The sequence below is a fragment of the Janthinobacterium sp. SUN120 genome (genome assembly GCF_030397735.1).
GTDB classification, from domain to species: Bacteria; Pseudomonadota; Gammaproteobacteria; order Burkholderiales; family Burkholderiaceae_D; genus Janthinobacterium; species Janthinobacterium kumbetense.
The window spans coordinates 26,544-43,651 of the sequence record NZ_JAPUBW010000001.1; the positions used below are offsets into that span (position 1 = coordinate 26,544).

Annotated in this window: 12 protein-coding genes; 5 read left to right on the forward strand and 7 right to left on the reverse strand. The window is 64.6% G+C overall.

Annotation, left to right across the window (positions count from 1 at the left end):
- Nucleotides 1-35: 35 nt before the first annotated feature.
- Together O0879_RS00060 and O0879_RS00065 are read left to right on the forward strand one after the other, a co-directional pair.
- Complete coding sequence (locus tag O0879_RS00060) at nt 36-3,341, forward strand: hypothetical protein (protein ID WP_289914154.1); 3,306 nt, start codon at nt 36-38, stop codon at nt 3,339-3,341.
- 8 nt (nt 3,342-3,349) lie between these two features.
- Nucleotides 3,350-4,444: an OmpA family protein gene (locus O0879_RS00065; protein WP_289914155.1), complete on the forward strand. Its 1,095-nt coding sequence runs from the start codon at nt 3,350-3,352 to the stop codon at nt 4,442-4,444.
- Between the two features lie 480 nt (nt 4,445-4,924).
- On the opposite strand, the gene O0879_RS00070 is transcribed toward O0879_RS00065, so the two are convergent.
- A complete protein-coding gene (locus O0879_RS00070) occupies nt 4,925-7,618 on the reverse strand; it encodes a M1 family metallopeptidase (protein WP_289914156.1) in 2,694 nt (897 codons plus the stop codon).
- A 252-nt stretch (nt 7,619-7,870) separates the two neighbouring features.
- Here O0879_RS00070 and O0879_RS00075 point away from each other — a divergent pair, with 252 nt between their 5' ends.
- Nucleotides 7,871-8,494: a glutathione S-transferase family protein gene (locus O0879_RS00075; RefSeq protein WP_289914157.1), complete on the forward strand. Its 624-nt coding sequence runs from the start codon at nt 7,871-7,873 to the stop codon at nt 8,492-8,494.
- Between the two features lie 87 nt (nt 8,495-8,581).
- Here O0879_RS00075 and O0879_RS00080 read toward each other — a convergent pair whose 3' ends face one another.
- From O0879_RS00080 to O0879_RS00100, 5 genes are all read right to left on the reverse strand, one after another.
- Complete coding sequence (locus O0879_RS00080) at nt 8,582-10,687, reverse strand: prolyl oligopeptidase family serine peptidase (protein WP_289914158.1); 2,106 nt, start codon at nt 10,685-10,687, stop codon at nt 8,582-8,584.
- Between the two features lie 179 nt (nt 10,688-10,866).
- The gene (locus O0879_RS00085; RefSeq protein WP_289914159.1) at nt 10,867-11,526 is read right to left on the reverse strand and encodes a hypothetical protein; all 660 of its coding nucleotides are present in this window, start codon (nt 11,524-11,526) and stop codon (nt 10,867-10,869) included.
- A 12-nt stretch (nt 11,527-11,538) separates the two neighbouring features.
- The gene (locus O0879_RS00090; protein WP_289914160.1) at nt 11,539-11,859 is read right to left on the reverse strand and encodes a hypothetical protein; all 321 of its coding nucleotides are present in this window, start codon (nt 11,857-11,859) and stop codon (nt 11,539-11,541) included.
- Between the two features lie 81 nt (nt 11,860-11,940).
- A complete protein-coding gene (locus O0879_RS00095; RefSeq protein ID WP_289914161.1) occupies nt 11,941-12,168 on the reverse strand; it encodes a DUF4304 domain-containing protein in 228 nt (75 codons plus the stop codon).
- A 130-nt stretch (nt 12,169-12,298) separates the two neighbouring features.
- Complete coding sequence (locus tag O0879_RS00100) at nt 12,299-12,727, reverse strand: RidA family protein (protein ID WP_289916119.1); 429 nt, start codon at nt 12,725-12,727, stop codon at nt 12,299-12,301.
- Between the two features lie 128 nt (nt 12,728-12,855).
- Here O0879_RS00100 and O0879_RS00105 point away from each other — a divergent pair, with 128 nt between their 5' ends.
- Nucleotides 12,856-13,788: a LysR family transcriptional regulator gene (locus O0879_RS00105; protein ID WP_289914162.1), complete on the forward strand. Its 933-nt coding sequence runs from the start codon at nt 12,856-12,858 to the stop codon at nt 13,786-13,788.
- Here O0879_RS00105 and O0879_RS00110 read toward each other — a convergent pair.
- Nucleotides 13,772-15,403, reverse strand: a complete 1,632-nt coding sequence (locus tag O0879_RS00110; protein WP_289914163.1) for a CehA/McbA family metallohydrolase — start codon at nt 15,401-15,403, stop codon at nt 13,772-13,774. The two genes, O0879_RS00105 and O0879_RS00110, sit on opposite strands and share 17 nt — an antisense overlap.
- A gap of 389 nt (nt 15,404-15,792) precedes the next feature.
- Between O0879_RS00110 and O0879_RS00115 the strand changes: the two genes are divergently transcribed.
- Nucleotides 15,793-17,103, forward strand: a complete 1,311-nt coding sequence (locus tag O0879_RS00115) for an MFS transporter (RefSeq protein ID WP_289914164.1) — start codon at nt 15,793-15,795, stop codon at nt 17,101-17,103.
- Nucleotides 17,104-17,108: the final 5 nt, after the last annotated feature.

Consider the following 17,108-nt stretch of genomic DNA (forward strand, 5'->3'; position numbering starts at 1 on the left):
TGCCGCTTGCCAATGCTGCTAAAGAGAAACAAGCCATGAAGAGAACTCTCCCCGCGCCCCGGCGCATGGCGGCCGCGCTGGCCCTGCTGGCCTTGCCGGCGGCCAGCCTGGCGCAACTGCCCTTGCCGGACCATGCGGCAAGCTCCGCCGTGGCGGCGCCATCCTTCCTTGCCGGCAAGGTGGGCGCCACCGATTACGCCATCAACCGGGGCGTGGCGCGCATCGCCGTCGAGACGGACGGAAACGGCGTGCCGGCCGATGGCCAGAGCCCCGTCAAGGTGACGGTGAGCCTGTTTGACGAGCAGGGCCAGCCCCTGGCGGGCAAGGCTTTGCTGACCATCGAAGCCAGCGGCGGGCGCATCCTGCTGCCCGGCGCCCGCACCGATGAACTGGGTCCGGAACGGCGCGACGCCGACAAGGTCACGCCCGGCACGCAGCTGGCGGTGGAAAACGGCGTGGCGACGTTCAGCCTGCTGGCTCCCGCCACGCCGCAGGACGTGCTGCTGCGCGTGTCGGCCGGCAGTGTGGCGGCGCAGGGCACGATCAGTTTCTTGCCGGAATTGCGCGACATGCTGGCCGTGGGCTTGATCGACGGCATCATCAGCAAGCGCAGCCTGTCGAGCAGCGACATTGCGCCGTCGCGCTTCAATGACGGTTTCGAGCGCGACATCCAGCGCTGGAGCCGGGCGTTCAACAATGGCAAGGCCAACGTGGCGGGCCGGGCGGCGATGTTTTTGAAGGGAACTATCCGAGGCGACGCCTTGCTGACGGCCGCCTACGATTCGGACAAGGATACGCGCGCGCGCCTCTTGCGCGATGTCAATCCGGAAGAGTTCTATCCCGTGTACGGTGACAGTTCCGTGCGCAATTTCGACGCCCGCTCCAGCGACCGTTTATATGTGCGCATCGACCGGCAAAAAAGCTATGTGCTGTACGGCGACTTTGCCACGGGAGACGGCTTCAGCCAGATGACGGGCGGCGGCGCCGTGGCGAACTTGCAGCAGAGAAAACTGGGCCAGTACAACCGCACGGCCACGGGCGGCCGCGGCCATTATGAACAGGATGGCATCGTCGCGAATGCGTTTGCCATCAACGATAGCCTGAAGCAGGTGGTCGAGGAATACCGGGCGAACGGCACCTCGGGGCCGTTCGCCGTGCGCAACAACAACGCCATCGAAAACTCGGAAAAGATCGAGATCGTGGTGCGCGACAAGAATCAGAACGGCAATATCGTGCAGGCGACGCCGCTGCGCCGCTTCGAGGATTACAGCTTCGAGCCGTTCAGCGGGCGCATCCTGTTCAAGCAGGCGATTCCCGCGCTGACGCCGAATGGCGACCCGCAATCGATACGCATCAGCTACGAGGTGGACCAGGGCGGCGAGAAATTCTGGACCGTGGGCGTGGATGGGCAAGTGCAGCTGGGCAAGATGGTCTCGCTCGGCGGCTCGGCCGTGGAAGACAGGAATCCCTTGTCGCCGTACAAATTGCATAGTGTCAACGCGGGTGTACGCCTCGGCGAGCACAGCCTGCTGGTGGTCGAGGTGGCGCGCACCACGTCCACCAGCTACAGCGTGGGCGGCAGCATCTACACGACGCCGTCGGGCCAGGCGGGCGAGTTGCGCGATGAAGTCAGCGGCAATGCGGCGCGGATCGAGTTGCAGCACAAGGATGACAAGCTGGAAGCGAAAGCGTTCTGGAACCGTTCCGACCAGGATTTCAACAACACGGCGGCCGGCATCACGGGCGGGCGGGGCGAGGCGGGCCTGAAAGCGGGCTACAAGCTCAGTCCCGCCGTCACCGTGTATGGCGAGGCCATCCGCAGCGACGAGCGCAGCACGGATGCCCGCCGCGATGCGCAGCGCCTGGGCGTGGCGTGGAATGCCAGCGAGCGCTGGCTGCTCGATGTGTCCGTGCAGCACATGAAGGAGAGCGGCGGCATGCCGTCGACGGCCGGCATCGCGCCGAACACGTCGCCGCTGGGCACGGGCTTGAATCCCACGGGCGGCTTCTTCGGCAACGGCACGGCGAACACGGCCATCGACCCCGTCACGGGCGGCAGCATCACCACGTTTGCGCCGATCAATCCCGGCGTGGGCGCGGGCGCGACGGTGCCGCTGGATGCCACCACCGTGCGCCTGGGCGCGCAATACAAGGCCACGGACCGCTGGACCCTGAATGGCGACGTGGAAAAAAGCATAGCCGACGCGGACCAGCACCGCTACGGCCTGGGTGCGCAATACCAGCTGGCCGAACGCAGCCGGCTGTATGCGCGCTATGAAAACCAGACGGGGCTGGCGTCCGCGTATTCGCTCAATCCGGCCGACCGCAGCACCAGCTTTGTCGCCGGCGCGGATACGGGCTACATGCCGGGCGGCACCGTGTTCGGCGAGTACCGCATGCGCGACGCCATGGATTACAGCCTCAGCAACCAGCGCGACTTGCAGCTGGCATCCGGCTTGCGCAACACGTGGAACCTGGGCGAAGGGCTGGCGGCGAACACGAATGTGGAATACCTGAAAGTCATGAACGGCCAGCAACAGCAAGCCGTGGCCGTGGCGGCAGGCTTCGACTATGCGGTCAATCCCCTGTGGCGCGGCTCCGTCAAGCTCGAGTACCGGCGCCTGTTCGACAGCGACATCGCGCCGGGCAACCAGCGCCAGGATCAATGGCTCAATACTATCGCCTGGGCGCGCAAGCTGAGCCGCGACTGGACTTTGCTTGCACGCAACTATCTGCTGTACACGCGCAACAACGACGACGCCAGCGGCGCGCCCGTGGGCAATGTGCTGCAGGACCGGGCGCAACTGGGCTTTGCGTGGCGTCCCGTCGACGACAACCGTTTCAACGGCCTGGCCCGCTATGAGTACAAGACGGTGCGCGACCAGTCGCAGATCGATGGCGACAATTACCGCGCGCATATCGTTTCCACGCACCTCGATTACCACCCCAGCCGTCCCTGGTGGTTCACGGGCAGGGTTGCCGCCAAGCACAATAACGACAAGAACCTGCCCGCCGGGCAAGAGAAGTACACGGCGTGGCTGTTTTCCGGGCGCACCGTGTACGACATCAGCAAGAACTGGGACATCGGCGTGCTGGCGGCCGTGATGGGCAGCCCGCAAGGGGGCAGCCGCCAGTGGGCCAACGGCGTCGAAGTGGGCTATCTGCTGGCGCAAAACCTGTGGCTGTCGGCCGGCCACAACTGGTCGGGCTTTTCCGACCGCGACCTGACGGGCGCCGACTACACGGCCCGCGGCCCCTATTTGCGCCTGCGCTTCAAATTCGATGAAAACTTGTTCAAAGGCAAAGACGCCACCATCAACCGTACCCTGGCCCGGCCATGAAAGCTACCATGACTTCCTCACTGATACCGACGATGACACCGATGATGACCACGACGATGAAACTGCTGCCGCTGGCCGGCCTGCTGGCCATGGGCCTGGCCCAGGCGGCTACGCCGACCCTGCCGGCGGCGCCGCTGGCCATGCCCCAGCTGCGCATCAGCGACCAGGCCGTCTCTGCCGACCAGCAGGCGTACCGGCTGCTGCAGGAGCGCATCAAGAAGCTCAACGACGGCGGCGTGCGCGTGGGCGACTATTACCTGTCCAAGGCGCAATGCTGGCTGGACGTATCGTTCCACGAATACACGCGCAACGACCGCTCGGCCTTTCCCCTGCAGGCGCTGCAGGAATCGGCGAAGATTGTTGCCGCGCTGGAAGACGGCAGCACGCCCAATCCCGGCGATGCGACACCGCTGGTGAACGACGCCACGCGCTTGCGCGACGACCTGTGGGCCGGCTTCGGCAAGTTGCGCGCCTCGCCCGGCTTCGCCTGTGCGGCGCAAAAGGTGGCGTGCGGCGAAGTGGAACTGGCGCATGCGGGCAACGAATACAAGCAGCAGGGCTGGCGCCACGCGAACCCGTACGTGCAACTGGCCGAGGATGCGCAGGCGGCCGCCCAGTCCGCCGCGGCATCCTGTCCTGCCGACCAGCCGAAGCGGGTAACGCCGTCGGACATCTTGCCGCCGCGTATCGAGCATGAACGCATCACCCTGGACATGGACGCCCTGTTCCGCTTCGACAAGGCGGGCGCGGCCGACGTGCTGCCGCAGGGCATCGAGAAAATCCGCGACCTGGCGGCGCGCCTGAAGCAGGGCTATGTGCAGATCGATACGCTGTCCGTGACAGGACACACGGACCGCCTGGGTTCGGACAGCTATAACCAGGCCTTGTCCGAGCGGCGCGCCTTGACGGTGAAACAGTTGCTGCGTGAACAGGGCATCGCCAATGTCATCAGCGCGTATGGCAAGGGCAAGGCGGAACCCGTCGCCGCCTGCGAGAAGGTGGCGCCGGGCGCGGCCCTGATCGCCTGTCTGCAGCCGAACCGCCGCGTGGAGATCGAGTTGACGGGTATCAAGAGTTCCGCAAAGGAGGGCGGCGCACCTTAGCGCTACGTCATAAGGCGGTCATATGCCGCTGTTATGATGCTTTTGTTGGCACACAGCATGCGGTGCGCAAATCACTACGTTCCGGGAGCGATAGGATGCAGGCATGACTCAACAGCTTAGCCGGTGAGCTCAACCATCGGCACCAGACAGGCCGGCGCAGCGTGAAATTGCTGCGATGGCAAGGCATGCAGGGTGAAAGCGGGAAAATGAAGAGGCTTTAATGAAGTCCTAAGCCTGTTTAAGTGAAGGGCTGGCATAGTGGATACATGGCGCACGGAAACCCCGGGCGCAAGGTTGCCGGACACCTCAATGACCGGCACGATTTCCACTTTTTCATGTGTTTTCCGTTTTATCCCTGCGCTCTGAAACAGCGTTTCAACCGGCTGCCGCGACTTGCGAAGCCGGTTTTTTTTGCCCGGATTTTCGTGCAGGGCCGGAAAATGCCCGGCGCCGCCATACTGCGGCGCCGGGCGCGGGCGCTTAACCCGTTTGCTTGGCCAGCCATGTGTCGACGGCCGGCAGGCGCTCGGTGCGCACCTTGATGCGGTACTTGATGCCGGCCACGGAACTGTCGGCGTCGCCGCGCGCGCTGGCCGGCAGGTTGGCCTGCGCATACGCTTCCAGCTTGGCGATCATTTCCGGCTGCGCCGAGCCGGCGGCCAGGCGCGGGAAGTAGCGGCTGCGCGAACTGGCGTCGATGCGCGCATTGACTTGCTCCAGGTGGGCCAGCGCGAAGTCGAAGGCCAGTTCCGGATGCCTGCGCGACACGCGCGAAATCATGGCCGGGCTGTTGGTCACGCTAGGTTCATCCGTCAGCGCCAGCGCCAGCGCGCGCTGCGCCAGGGCCGCGTCGTCGGTCGAGGCCAGCAAGTCGTACAGCTGGTTCTTGACCAGCGGCGTCTTTTCCTGCTGCGCCCTGGCGTGCAGCTGTTCCCAGGTGGCGGCGTCCGCATGCTGTGCCACGACGCCCAGGATGGTGCGGCGCAGCGGCGCGGGCATGGCGGACGGATCCTGCTCGCTGGCCGCGTAGCGGCGGCGCGCTTCCGCGATCACGCCGGGCTCTCCCATGTCGCCGAGGATGGCAATCAGGCGGCCGCGCAGGGTCGCCACGCTCGATGCTTCTCCCGCGCGCGCTTCCCAGCCCGTCTGCGCCATCATCGGCGCCAGGCGCGCCATGGCAAAGCGGGCGAAAGCCTGCTGGCGCGCCGTGTCGCCCGCATACTGTTCATACAGGCCGTTCAGCGAGCCGGCCACGCGACCCAGCACTTGCGGGTCGGCCGACAGGGGCGTGGCCTTCACCAGTTCCAGGAAAGCGGCCGGGTCTTGCAAGCCCGCCATGCCCAGCGACTGGCTGTCCGCTAGCAAGCCCAGCTGGTCGATCGGCGCCAGGCGCGCGAAGCTGCCCGCCAGCGCGTGCGTGCCGGCCGGCGCGTACAGGGTGCGGTAGTAGCCGCTCTGGCCCGCGTTCACCAGCAGGGCGCCGCAACCGGGCACGTTCAGGGTGGCCTTGCCATTCTTGACCAGCACGCGGGCCAGCTTGCCGTTGCCGACCGTCGACGCGATGACGGGCACTTTCCACGACAGCGGTTTCTTGTCCGGCTGGTCCTTGGAAAATTCCGTCTGCGTCAGGGTCACGCGCGTATTGCCCTTCCTGCACACGGCGTCGCCCACGGTGATCATGGGCACGCCCGGCTGCAGGGTGAAATCATGGGCGATGGCGCTGACAGGCTTGCCCGCGGCCGCGTCGACTTCGCGCCACAGGTCGTCGGATACCGTATTGCCATACGCATGCTTGCGCATGTAGCTGCGCACGGCCGTGCGCCACGTGTCGGCGCCCACGTACGCTTCGAGCATGCTGATCACGGCCTTGCCCTTCTGGTAGGTGATGCCGTCGAAGGCCTGGCTGGCCTGTTCCACGGTGGCGATGCGCTGCACCACCGGATGCGTGGTGCGCAGCGCATCCTGGCTCATGGCCGATTCGCGCCCGCCCACCTTGGACAGGGTCGTGTTCCATTCCGGGTGCAAACGCTCCGTGGTGCGGCTTTCCATCCACGAGGCAAAGCCTTCGTTGAGCCACAGGTCGTCCCACCAGCGCATGGTGACCAGGTCGCCGAACCACTGGTGCGCCATTTCATGCGACAGGGTGGTGTAGATGTTTTCCTTGTCCGACTGGGTCGAGATGGCCGGGTCGAGCAGCAAGCCGTATTCGAAGGTGAACACGGCGCCCCAGTTTTCCATGGCGCCGAAGAACTGGCTGCGGCCCGGCGCGGCGATGTTGTCGAGCTTGGGCAGCGGGTAGCGCACGCCGAAATAATCGTTGTATTCGCGCAGCAGGGCGGCCGACTCGTCGAGCGCGAAGCGGCTTTGCGCCAGCGCGCCCTTCTTCGTGATGACGCCCAGTTCCGTGCCGTCGGCCATCTTTGTCGCCCGCTCGAAGTCGCCCAGGCCGAAGAACAGCAAATACGTCGACATGCGCGGCGTGGTGGCGAAATACACGTGTTTCATGCCATTGCCCAGTTCTTCGCTGCTGGCGATCGGCATGTTGCCGACGGCCATCTGGCTGCTCGGGACGACCACGTCCAGCGCGAAGGTGGCCTTGTAGTCCGGTTCATCCCACGACGGCAGCATGCTGCGCGCGTCCGAATTCTCGAACTGCGTGTACAGCGCGCGCTGGCGTCCTTGCGGCGTGTCGTAGTCGAGCGAGAACAGTCCCGTGGCCTGCGTGCCGATCTTGCCGGTGTAGTCGATGCGCAACAGGTACTCGCCCTTGGCCAGCGGCTCGGCGAAATGCACGGTGGCCGTCTGCTTGTCCGCGTCGATATCGATCTTGCGCGTCACCTGCTTGCTGCCGCCCGCGCCTTCGATTGCGGCGGCGGAAAACGCCAGGTTCAGGGCATTGAAAGTGATGCTGGCCGTCGGCGTGTCGACGGCCACCTTGATGGCGGCTGCGCCCTTGAAGGTGGAGGCGGCGGCGTCCGGCGTGATCGACAGGATGTAGTGCAGGGGCGTGACGCCGCGCGGCAGCTGCGTGGTGGTGCCAGGGGAGTGGCTGGTCGAGGCGTATTTGGCGGCCGGTGCGGCGTGGCCCGGGGTAAAGGCGGCGACGGCGGCCAGGGCCAGGACGGCGGCGGCCAGTTGGCTGCGGCGGAAACGCGGAGTCGGTGTGCGATGCATGGTATGCCCTTCGTTCATGGGTAAAACGCCCGCCGGCCGGGTAGGCTGCGAGCGTTGATGGCGGTTGGGGGACATCGCTGGAACTGGAAGCCAGCGTTCCCGTACAGCAATCTAAGTGGAAACGGGGGCAAAGTCAACGCGCCGGGAGCGCCGCACCATCACGGTGCGCTGGTATGATGGGCGCCTGACCGCCTTGCCACAGGCCGGTGCCGCACCTGATTGTCAACCACCCTAACGAGACGAGACTTGCACATGAAACTGTATATCAGCCCCCGCACGCCGAATCCACGCCGTGTCACCATGTTCATCGCCGAAAAAGGCATCGCCGGCATCGAGGAAGTGGCGCTCGACCTGATGGCGGGCCAGCACCGCGATCCCGCCTTCCTGGCGAAAAACCCGCTGGGCCGCGTGCCCGTGCTGGAATTGGCAGACGGGCGCGTGCTGACCGAGACGCGCGCCATCTGCACTTACCTGGAAGGCTTGCAGCCGCAGCCGAACCTGATGGGCGAAGGTTTCGAGGAGCGCGCGTTCATCGAAATGGCCGACCGTCGCGTGGAACTGCATTTGTTCAGCGCCGCCGCCAACTGGGTGCGCCACGGCCATCCGGCCCTGGTGGCGCTGGAAAACCCGCAGTTTCCCGATTTCGCCACGGCGCAGGCGGGCAAGCTGCGCGAGATGGCGCAATGGCTGGACCAGGTGCTGGCGCAGCAGCCGTACATCGCCGGCGAGCGCTTCACCATTGCCGACATCACGGCCTTCTGCGCGCTGGAGTTTGCGCGCGGCCTGATGAAATACCGCCCCGGCGCGGAAGGTTTGCAGCACCTGCAGGCCTACCGCGACCGCATCGCCGAACGCCCCAGCGCGCAGGCGAAGTAAGCACCAAAAGCAGAACGCCTGCGCCGGAATCCGGTGCAGGCGTTCTGTCTTGCGGGGGGCCATCAGGCCGGGTTTACTTCGACTTCCTTACTTCAGCTGCTCCAGCAGGAAGGTGTAGGTCAGCGCCCACATCAGCGCCTGCTGGTCGTTATTGGCGGCGCCCGCATGGCCGCCTTCCGTGTTTTCCCAGTACAGCACGTCGTGGCCTTGCTCTTCCATCTTGGCCACCATCTTGCGCGCATGGCCAGGGTGGACCCGGTCGTCGCGCGTCGAGGTGGTAAACAGCACGCGCGGATATTTCTTGTCCTTGAAGACGTTCTGGTACGGCGAGTACTTGCTGATGTACGCCCATTGTTCCGGCACGTCCGGGTCGCCATACTCTCCCATCCACGAGGCGCCCGCCAGCATCTTGTTATAGCGGCGCATGTCGAGCAGCGGCACCTGGCTGACGACGGCGTTGAACAGGTCGGGACGCTGCACCAGCACGGCGCCCGTCAGCAGGCCGCCATTGCTGCCGCCCATGATGCCCAGGCGGCGCGGACTGGTGATCTTGCGCTGGATCAAATCCTGCGCCACCGAGATGAAATCGTCATACGCGCGCTGGCGGTTTTCCTTCAGCGCCGCCTGGTGCCAGCGGGGGCCGAATTCGCCGCCGCCGCGGATATTCGCCAGCACATACACGCCGCCTTTTTCCAGCCACGCCACGCCCGTGGTGCCGCTGTAGCTCGGTTTTAGCGACACTTCGAAGCCGCCGTAGCCATACAGCACGGTGGGGTTGCTGCCGTCGAATTTCGTCTTCTTGCCCATGATGGCGAAATACGGCACCTTCGTGCCATCCTTCGACGTCGATTCGAACTGCTCCACCTTGTACGGCGCCGCGTCGTAGTAGGCGGGCAGCGACTTGATCTTTGTGCGCTTGTCGCTTTGCGCCGTGGCCAGGTACAGGGTGGTGGGGTTGAGGAAGTCGGTCACCGTCAGGAAGTACTGGTCCGAGTCGACGGGATCGAGCGCGCTGACGGCCAGGGTGCCCAGCTTGGGCGCATCGACGGCGCGGCGCTGCCACTTGCCGTTCACGTGGCGCAGTTCCGTCAGGCGGTTCTTGACCTTGTCCAGGGTAGTGACGAGGATGGCCGATTTCGTCGCCGTGACATTGTCCAGCGAAGACGTGGCCGTGGGCGCGTACAGCACTTCCAGCACCTGCTTGCCCTGCATGAAGGACTTGAAGTCGGTCGCCAGCAATGAGCCTTGCGCATAGGTCTTGCCATTGACTTTCCAGTCCGAGCGCAGGGTGATGACCAGCTGGTCGCGCACGGTGAAGGCCGTCGCGTCGTCCGGTTTCGGCACTTTCTTCAGCTCGGCGCCGTCGCGCAGGAACATTTCGCCGCTGTAGAAATCGATTTGCCGCTCGATGAACTGGTGTTCGTGGCCGGGCGTGAAATCCTTGTAGGCGCCCGCGCTCAGGTCGTCGGCTTTGGCTTCATACAGCGTTTGCGCCTGCGCCAGCGGCGTGCCGCGCTGCCACTCTTTGATGATGCGCGGGTAGCCGGAGCTGGTCATCGAGCCGGGGCCGAAATCCGTGGAGACGAACAGGGTGTCCTGGTCGATCCAGCTGGCGCTGCCCTTCGCTTCGGGCAGGGTGAAGCCGCCCTCGACGAAGGCGCGCTTGGCCACGTCGTATTCGCGCACCACCTTGGCGTCGCCGCCGCCGCGCGACAGGGAAATGAGGCAGCGTTCGCCCTTCGGATACAGGCAGGAAGCGCCGCCCCAGACCCAGTTTTCACTCTCGCCGGCGGCCAGCTGGTCGAGGTCGATCACGGTTTCCCACGCGGGTTCGGCCTGCTGGTACTGCGCCAGCGTGGTACGGCGCCAGATGCCGCGCACGTGCTGGGCGTCGCGCCAGAAGTTGTAGTAATACTCGCCTTCCTTGCTGACGTAGGGAATGCGTTCCTTGGAATTGAGGATGGTTTTCAGGCGCGCCTGCAGGGCGGAAAAGCCGGGCTGGGCTTCCAGCTCCTTGGTGGTGACGGCATTGTGCTGCTTGACCCAGGCCAGCGGCTTGTCGCCGAGGACGTCTTCCAGCCACAGGTGGGGATCGGTGTTGGCGGCGGCGGGCGCGGGGGCTTGTGCATGGGCAATGCCCGCTGCGGCCAGGCCGAGCAGCATGCTGCTGGCGAGAATGCGATATGACGACATGTAGGGTTCCTGGTTGGTCCGATGGAGGCCGCGTTGCAGGCAAAACGGCACATCCATGGTGCCATGGATTGCTGTAAGGAACCAGTGTCTATGGGCGACTACTTAAAAAATAGCATGCTTTTCCAATATTGTTTGCTGGAATGGACGCAGGCCGCAGAATCTGCGGCGTGTCGTGCCTTTCAGCATATGCCAGGCCCGATCAGCGAGGTCAAGGTGAGCTGCGTCTGTTCAACATCGCCGCCGTCGCAGTGATAGATCCACAATGCCTCGTTGTCGCGGCTGTCGATGAACAGGATGCGCGTGTTTTCCTCGCCGATGGCCAGGCAATCCGCCAGTTCGGCAAGGCTGAACGGTGCTGCCTGCTTCGCCCCCATTCCCGCCGCTTGCGCCAGGGCCTGGGCAAAGCCGGCCAGTTGCCTGACTGCCAGGTCCCTGGTTCCATCCACATCGACGTCCTGGCACAGCGCGTCCAGGCTGTACAGCGTGAAGGGCTCTTCGTCCTTGAAAATCGCCACGCCGGGTAGTGACTTTGCGCTGCGGAGGTGCGCGAGATAGGCCTGGGGCACGATTACTTGTTCCCTGGCCAGCAATTTTTCCAGCTGCTTGCCGTTTTTCTTCGCGACCCTGGCGGCCCTGGGCGCGGCCGTCTCGCTAGCCTGTGCCGTCCAGGCGACCGGATTGAACTGGAACATCCTTGAGCATGCGGGACAGTGCAGGAACATGAACGTCATTTTCTTGCCGATGGCCGTGTTTAAGAACGCAGCATCGGGGGCATCCATGGCGCTGCTGTCGAAGCTGCGCCCGCAGTCGCCGTCGTAGGGGCAAGTAATCTCGGTCATGGCGTAGCGTGTTTAGGCATTGAAGTATTTCTCCATCCGTAAAGCGATTGCTTCTTTTTCTTCGGGAAAAGAGGCGCCGGGATTTTTCTTCCAATAGGCAAGGCCCTCGTTCAGTGCCCACAGGGCTTTTTCCTGCTGGCCCGCCATCAGATAAAAATCGCAGGCCCTGGCATGCGCGTCTTGCGCTTCGACCAGGCTCAGGGCGGCATTTTCCCAATTGGACAGGCGCTCAAGCCAGGGCAGGGCAAATGCTTGCAGATTATGCCGCAGGCAGTGCATGACTGTCGCACTCTGGGCCGGATCGACGAGCTGGTGATGCGCTTCGCCGTCCACGTTCGCGCATTGCCAGTTCGGGATACTGCAGTCCGCCACGGCGCCAATGATGGGATTGGCAGGTTCATGACCGTAGCGCGCCTAGTGCCATGAGGTGTAGGATCTGGATGAAACCTGATAGTGGCTCCAGAATGCCACACAGACATGCTCTTCGTTATGGCGGTTGGCCTGGAAATGGATGGTCTGGACGAATTCGTTCCGCGCGCGCTTGAAGGTCAGCTGGCCTGGCGAGAACTTGAAGCCCGCTGCCGTCAGCGGTTCCAGCAAGAACGCTTCAATATTGGCGATGATCAGCGCTTTTGGCTTCATTCCGTTTCCTGGCATTCGTCGGTTGCGCCGCCTTGCTGTCAACATGCTGTCCAAACGGCGCTGCCATGTTGCCATAGATCAGCGCCAGCGCACCTTGCGGCGGGCAATCGTGCGAGGGGAAAACCTGCCGCTATTTTTCCTGCGCGCTTCCGGGGGCTGTGTGCTGGCCAGGCAGCCTGGCCACTACCTTGATCTCGAACTGGAAACCATACAGCCACGTCACGCCAACGGCCGTGACGGTGGGGTGGGGAGCTTCGCCCCAGTAACCGGCTTGCACGATATCCCAGATGCGCTGGAAGTTGGCCTGCGGGTCGACGATAAAGATGGTCACGTCCTGCACGTCGTCGAACGAGCAGCCGGCCGCTTGCAAGATGGCATTCAGGTTGTCGAAGGCGCGCCGGACCTGGGCTTCGAGCCCGGATTCGGGCGAACCGTCTTCGCGGCTGCCGACCTGTCCCGACACGAACAGCAGGCCGTTGGCGCGCACGGCGGGCGAATAGCGGTTCTGCTCATACAGGGCTTGGCGGCCCGGAGGGAATACGACGTCGCGTTTCATCAGCTTTCCTTTGTCGATGCAGCGAAGTTGCTGCCTGGAGAACACTTTATCTGCTGCCAGCCTGCTGATAAAGCGGCCAGAATCGCCTGCACTGTTTGTATAATCCAAACAATCGGGTGGCGGAGGTGTGGATGGACAAGTTGGATACGATGCGGGCATTCGTGCGGGTGGTCGAGACGGGCAGTTTTACGCGGGCGGCCGCGACCTTGCATATGAGCCGCACCACGGTGACGCAGCTGGTGCAGCAGCTCGAGGCGCGGCTGCGCCTGAAGTTGCTGAACCGCACCACGCGCAAAGTCAATGTGACGGCCGATGGCGCCGTCTACTACGAGCGCATCGTGCAGGTGCTCGACACCCTGGAAGAAATCGAAACGAGCTTGCCGCATGCCGCTGCCTTGCCGCGTGGCCAGTTGCGCGTGGACGTGCCCAGTCCGCTCGCCGCTTTGCTGCTGGTGCCGGCGCTGCCCGGGTTTCATGCGCGGTATCCCGATATTGTGCTCGACATGGGCGCCAGCGACCGCATGGTCGACGTGATCGGCGACAATGTCGATTGCGTGATACGTGGCGGTGACATCACCGACCAGTCGCTGATGGCGCGCAAGCTCGCCGACTTGCCGCTGGGCGTGTATGCGGCGCCTGCCTACCTGCAACGGGTGGGCACGCCCTTGCATCCGCTGGACTTGCAGGACAGCGCGCACCGCATCGTGCGCTTTCGCTGGGGACGCAGCGGCAACGGCTTTCCGTACGTGATGCACCGCGAGGGCAAGAGCGTGAAGATCCATGGCCAGTACGTGCTGTCGATCGACGATGGCAATGCCTACCTGGCGGCCGGGGTGGCGGGGCTGGGCGTGCTGTGGCTGCCCGAGTATATGGCGCAGCCGCACGTGGCCAGGGGCGAGCTGCTGCCGCTGTTCCCCGCATGGACGGTCGACGCCATGCCGCTCCATCTCGCCTATCCGCCGAACCGCCATGTCAGCAAGAAACTGCGCGTCTTCATCGACTGGGTCGCCGAACTGATGGCCCGGCATTCCGCCCCCGCTGTCACCGTCACGGCAACTGATTGACCCACACGGGCGCCGACCAGACGATATTGCCGTCGTCCTGCGTCAGCCGCGCGTAATAGAAATGGGGGCCGGGCGCGGGCGTGAGGGTGAGTTCGGCCTGGTCCGATACCTGTGTGACGGAGCCATTGCTTCCCGGCACGCCGTGGAAGATGGCGACGGCGGCCGCTTGCCGCCCGGCGCTGTTGCTGAAGCTGATGGCCAGGTGCAAGGGACCGTGGTTGTCGAAGCGCTCGCCCATCAGCTTGCCGTTGGCCGTGAACAGCAGTTGCGCGTGCTTGTCCATGGTGGCAAACACGCGGCGCGCGCGCAGCGCTTCGAGGAAGCCGTCGCGTGACACGGGCGTGCCAGCGGCCGGGCTGGCCACCAGCACGGCCGTGCGGTTGCCGTAAGCCGCTCCCCAGTTGGCGCAGTGGTTGTCCTGGTTGCTGCTGAAGGCCACGTGATAGCCGGCCGCCAGGGCTCGGTTGCAGGCCGCCTCGTAATTGCTGCGCCGCGTTTCCGTTTCCTCGTCGTTGGTGGAAAAAGCGGACGTGTTCATGACTTCGCACAACACCATGGCCGCGTCGCCATCCGGCGTGTAGCCCAGCGGCTGCCCATCGACGAGAAACTGTCCCGCATAGGCTGGGTGGTTGAACTGCCCGATCCAGCCCCGTTCGCGCATCAGCGCGTACAGGCCAGCGTAATCGCTTTTCGGCGTTTCCACGTCGGCCAGCAGCTCGCCCAGGGCATTCCTTTCCCAGCCCAGCAGCTGGTCGCTATTGAAGATGTTCAGGTGGCCGCCCTTGTTGATGACGCCCCATTCCATGCCGTACAGGGCCAGGAAGCCGGGATGGGCGGCCGTATACGCGGCCGCTTCGGCCAGTCCCGTCTGGTACAGGGCTGTCGCTTCGGCCGGGATGGCAGCGGCGTTGGTGCCATCGGAACCGTCATACATATGGTTGTGCTCGGATGTCAGCAGGGCGTCGAGTCCATGTTGCTGCGCATACTTGTAGGCATCGATGGGGCCGAAGGGCGCCGTTTGCGGTTCCTGCGCGCCATGACAGGCATCGAGCGCCGCGCCGCCGTCGCTGTGGCGCGTCTGGCTGTGCAGGTTGGCGTAGACGATGCGGTACGCTAGCTGGCCATCCAGGCTGGGCAGTTGCTGCAAGCCCGCCTGGAAGGCGGGTACCCTGGGCGGCGCGCCGGCCCCCCGCTGCACCTGGATGTGCCATTGCTGTTCCACCTGCGCTTCCTGCGGCGTGCCGGCATCGGCCACGGCCAGCAGGCGCAGTTCATACAAACCGTCCGGGACCGGCACGCGCCGTGCGCGCGCATCGGCGTCGGCGCGGCCATCCCAGGGCAAGGCGACGCTCTTGCCGCCGGCCCCCACCTGTTCCGTGCCCGACCAGCGCCGCAGCACGGCGCCTTGCGGCCCTGGGCCGGACAAGGTCAAGGTCCAGCGCACCGCATGCGCGCGCCCCGCGTCGGGATAGGCGAGGCGGACCAGAAAGGTGCGTGCCTGCGTTGTCCGTGCCCCGGGCGCGGCGCGGAAGGGCGCGACGACAGTGGCATCGAGTTCGCTGTGTTCCTTCGGATCTTGCGCGGCGGCACTGTTGCTCCACGTTATGAGCAACACGCCAGCACACGCGCAAGCGAGCCACGGCGGCCAAGGCGGCCGCCAGCGGCGCAGTGTCTTGAGCATCGTGGCCTCCCGCAACTGCTTCAGATGGTAAGTTAGACAAGAGTTGCCACGTGCCGGTTCCCGCATGCACCAGCAAGTGGCGTGCTTGCACCGTGATTGGCCATGATCTGGCGCAAAGCCAGTGCAAATGGCGCCGCGTACCCCTGCAAAAGCTGGCACGGCGCTTGCTACACAAGAGATACGGATCAACGGCGATCCCCTGAATAAACGCACAACGGTCCAACGACGGACCACATGGACAACGGCGTCCGCCCAGGCTGATTTTTCTCATCGGCGGGGCGGGCGCCGTTTTGTTTTATCAACGGGATACTTCGGGAACCATCATGGTCAGCCAAAAAGCAACGCGCATTGCGCTCTTCTCCCTCGCCACGCCGCCCATGCGCGCATTCCACCTGACGTGGATGGCATTTTTCGTGTGTTTCTTCGCCTGGTTCGCCTGCGCACCCCTGATGCCTGTCATCAAGGGCGAGTTCGGCCTTTCCTTGGCGCAAGTGGCAAATATCAATATCGCGGCCGTCGCCATCACCATCCTCGTGCGCCTGATCGTGGGGCCATTGTGCGACCGCTACGGCCCGCGCAAGACCTACACGGGTTTGCTGCTGCTGGGCGCCATACCCGTGCTGGGCGTGGCCGCGTCGCAAAGCTATGAAAGCTTTCTGTTCTTCCGCCTGGGCATCGGCGCCGTCGGCGCCAGCTTTGTCATTACGCAATATCACACCTCCGTGATGTTTGCGCCCCGCGTGGTGGGCACGGCGAATGCGGCCGCCGCCGGCTGGGGCAATGCGGGCGGCGGCGCGGCGCAGGCGCTGATGCCCTTGCTGCTGGGCGCCGTGCTGATGCTGGGCGTGTCCGAATCGCTGGGCTGGCGCATCGCGCTGCTGGTGCCGGGCGTGCTGATGCTGGTGATGGCTGCCCTCTACTGGTGCTATACGCAGGATTGCCCGGAAGGCAATTACGCGGACTTGCGCGCCGCTGGCGTGGCTATTGAGGGTGGAAAGGCCGGACATGCTCCGGCCGGTGGCTGGGACAGCTTCAAGGCCGCCAGCGCCAACTACCGCGTGTGGCTGCTGTTCGTCACCTACGGCGCCTGCTTCGGCATCGAAATCTTCATCCACAACATCGCCGCCGTGTACTACGTTGATCATTTCGGCCTGTCCTTGAAATCGGCGGGACTGGCCGCCGGCAGCTTCGGCTTGCTGGCCCTGTTTGCCCGCGCTTTGGGCGGCTGGATGTCGGATAAATTGGCCCTGCGCGGCAATTTGAACAGCCGCGTGACCCTGCTGTTCATACTGATGATAGGCGAAGGCGTGGGCTTGCTGTGGTTTGCCAAGGTCGACAGCGTCACGTATGCCGTCATCGCCATGCTGGTCTTCGGCCTGTTCACCCACATGGCGTGCGGCGCGACCTATGCGCTGGTGCCCTTCATCGACAGCCGCGCGCTGGGCGGCGTGGCCGGCATCATCGGCGCGGGCGGCAACGTGGGCGCCGTGGCGGCCGGTTTCCTGATGAAGGGCACGGGCGATATCCGCCAGACCTTGATCATCCTCAGCGCGCTGGTGGTGATCTCGGCCCTGTGCGCCATCGCCGTGCGCTTTACCCGCGAAGCGGCCGAACCGAACATGGCCGCGGCCTGAGGAGA

Bases quoted from the DNA above. Each gene is read 5' to 3' on its own strand.
- O0879_RS00095 (WP_289914161.1), bottom strand. From the start codon at position 12,168: ATGAAGCCAAAAGCGCTGATCATCGCCAATATTGAAGCGTTCTTGCTG.
- O0879_RS00115 (WP_289914164.1), top strand. From the start codon at position 15,793: ATGGTCAGCCAAAAAGCAACGCGCATTGCGCTCTTCTCCCTCGCCACG.
- O0879_RS00080 (WP_289914158.1), bottom strand. From the start codon at position 10,687: ATGTCGTCATATCGCATTCTCGCCAGCAGCATGCTGCTCGGCCTGGCC.
- O0879_RS00065 (WP_289914155.1), top strand. From the start codon at position 3,350: ATGACTTCCTCACTGATACCGACGATGACACCGATGATGACCACGACG.
- O0879_RS00105 (WP_289914162.1), top strand. From the start codon at position 12,856: ATGGACAAGTTGGATACGATGCGGGCATTCGTGCGGGTGGTCGAGACG.
- O0879_RS00085 (WP_289914159.1), bottom strand. From the start codon at position 11,526: ATGACCGAGATTACTTGCCCCTACGACGGCGACTGCGGGCGCAGCTTC.
- O0879_RS00060 (WP_289914154.1), top strand. From the start codon at position 36: ATGAAGAGAACTCTCCCCGCGCCCCGGCGCATGGCGGCCGCGCTGGCC.
- O0879_RS00075 (WP_289914157.1), top strand. From the start codon at position 7,871: ATGAAACTGTATATCAGCCCCCGCACGCCGAATCCACGCCGTGTCACC.
- O0879_RS00070 (WP_289914156.1), bottom strand. From the start codon at position 7,618: ATGCATCGCACACCGACTCCGCGTTTCCGCCGCAGCCAACTGGCCGCC.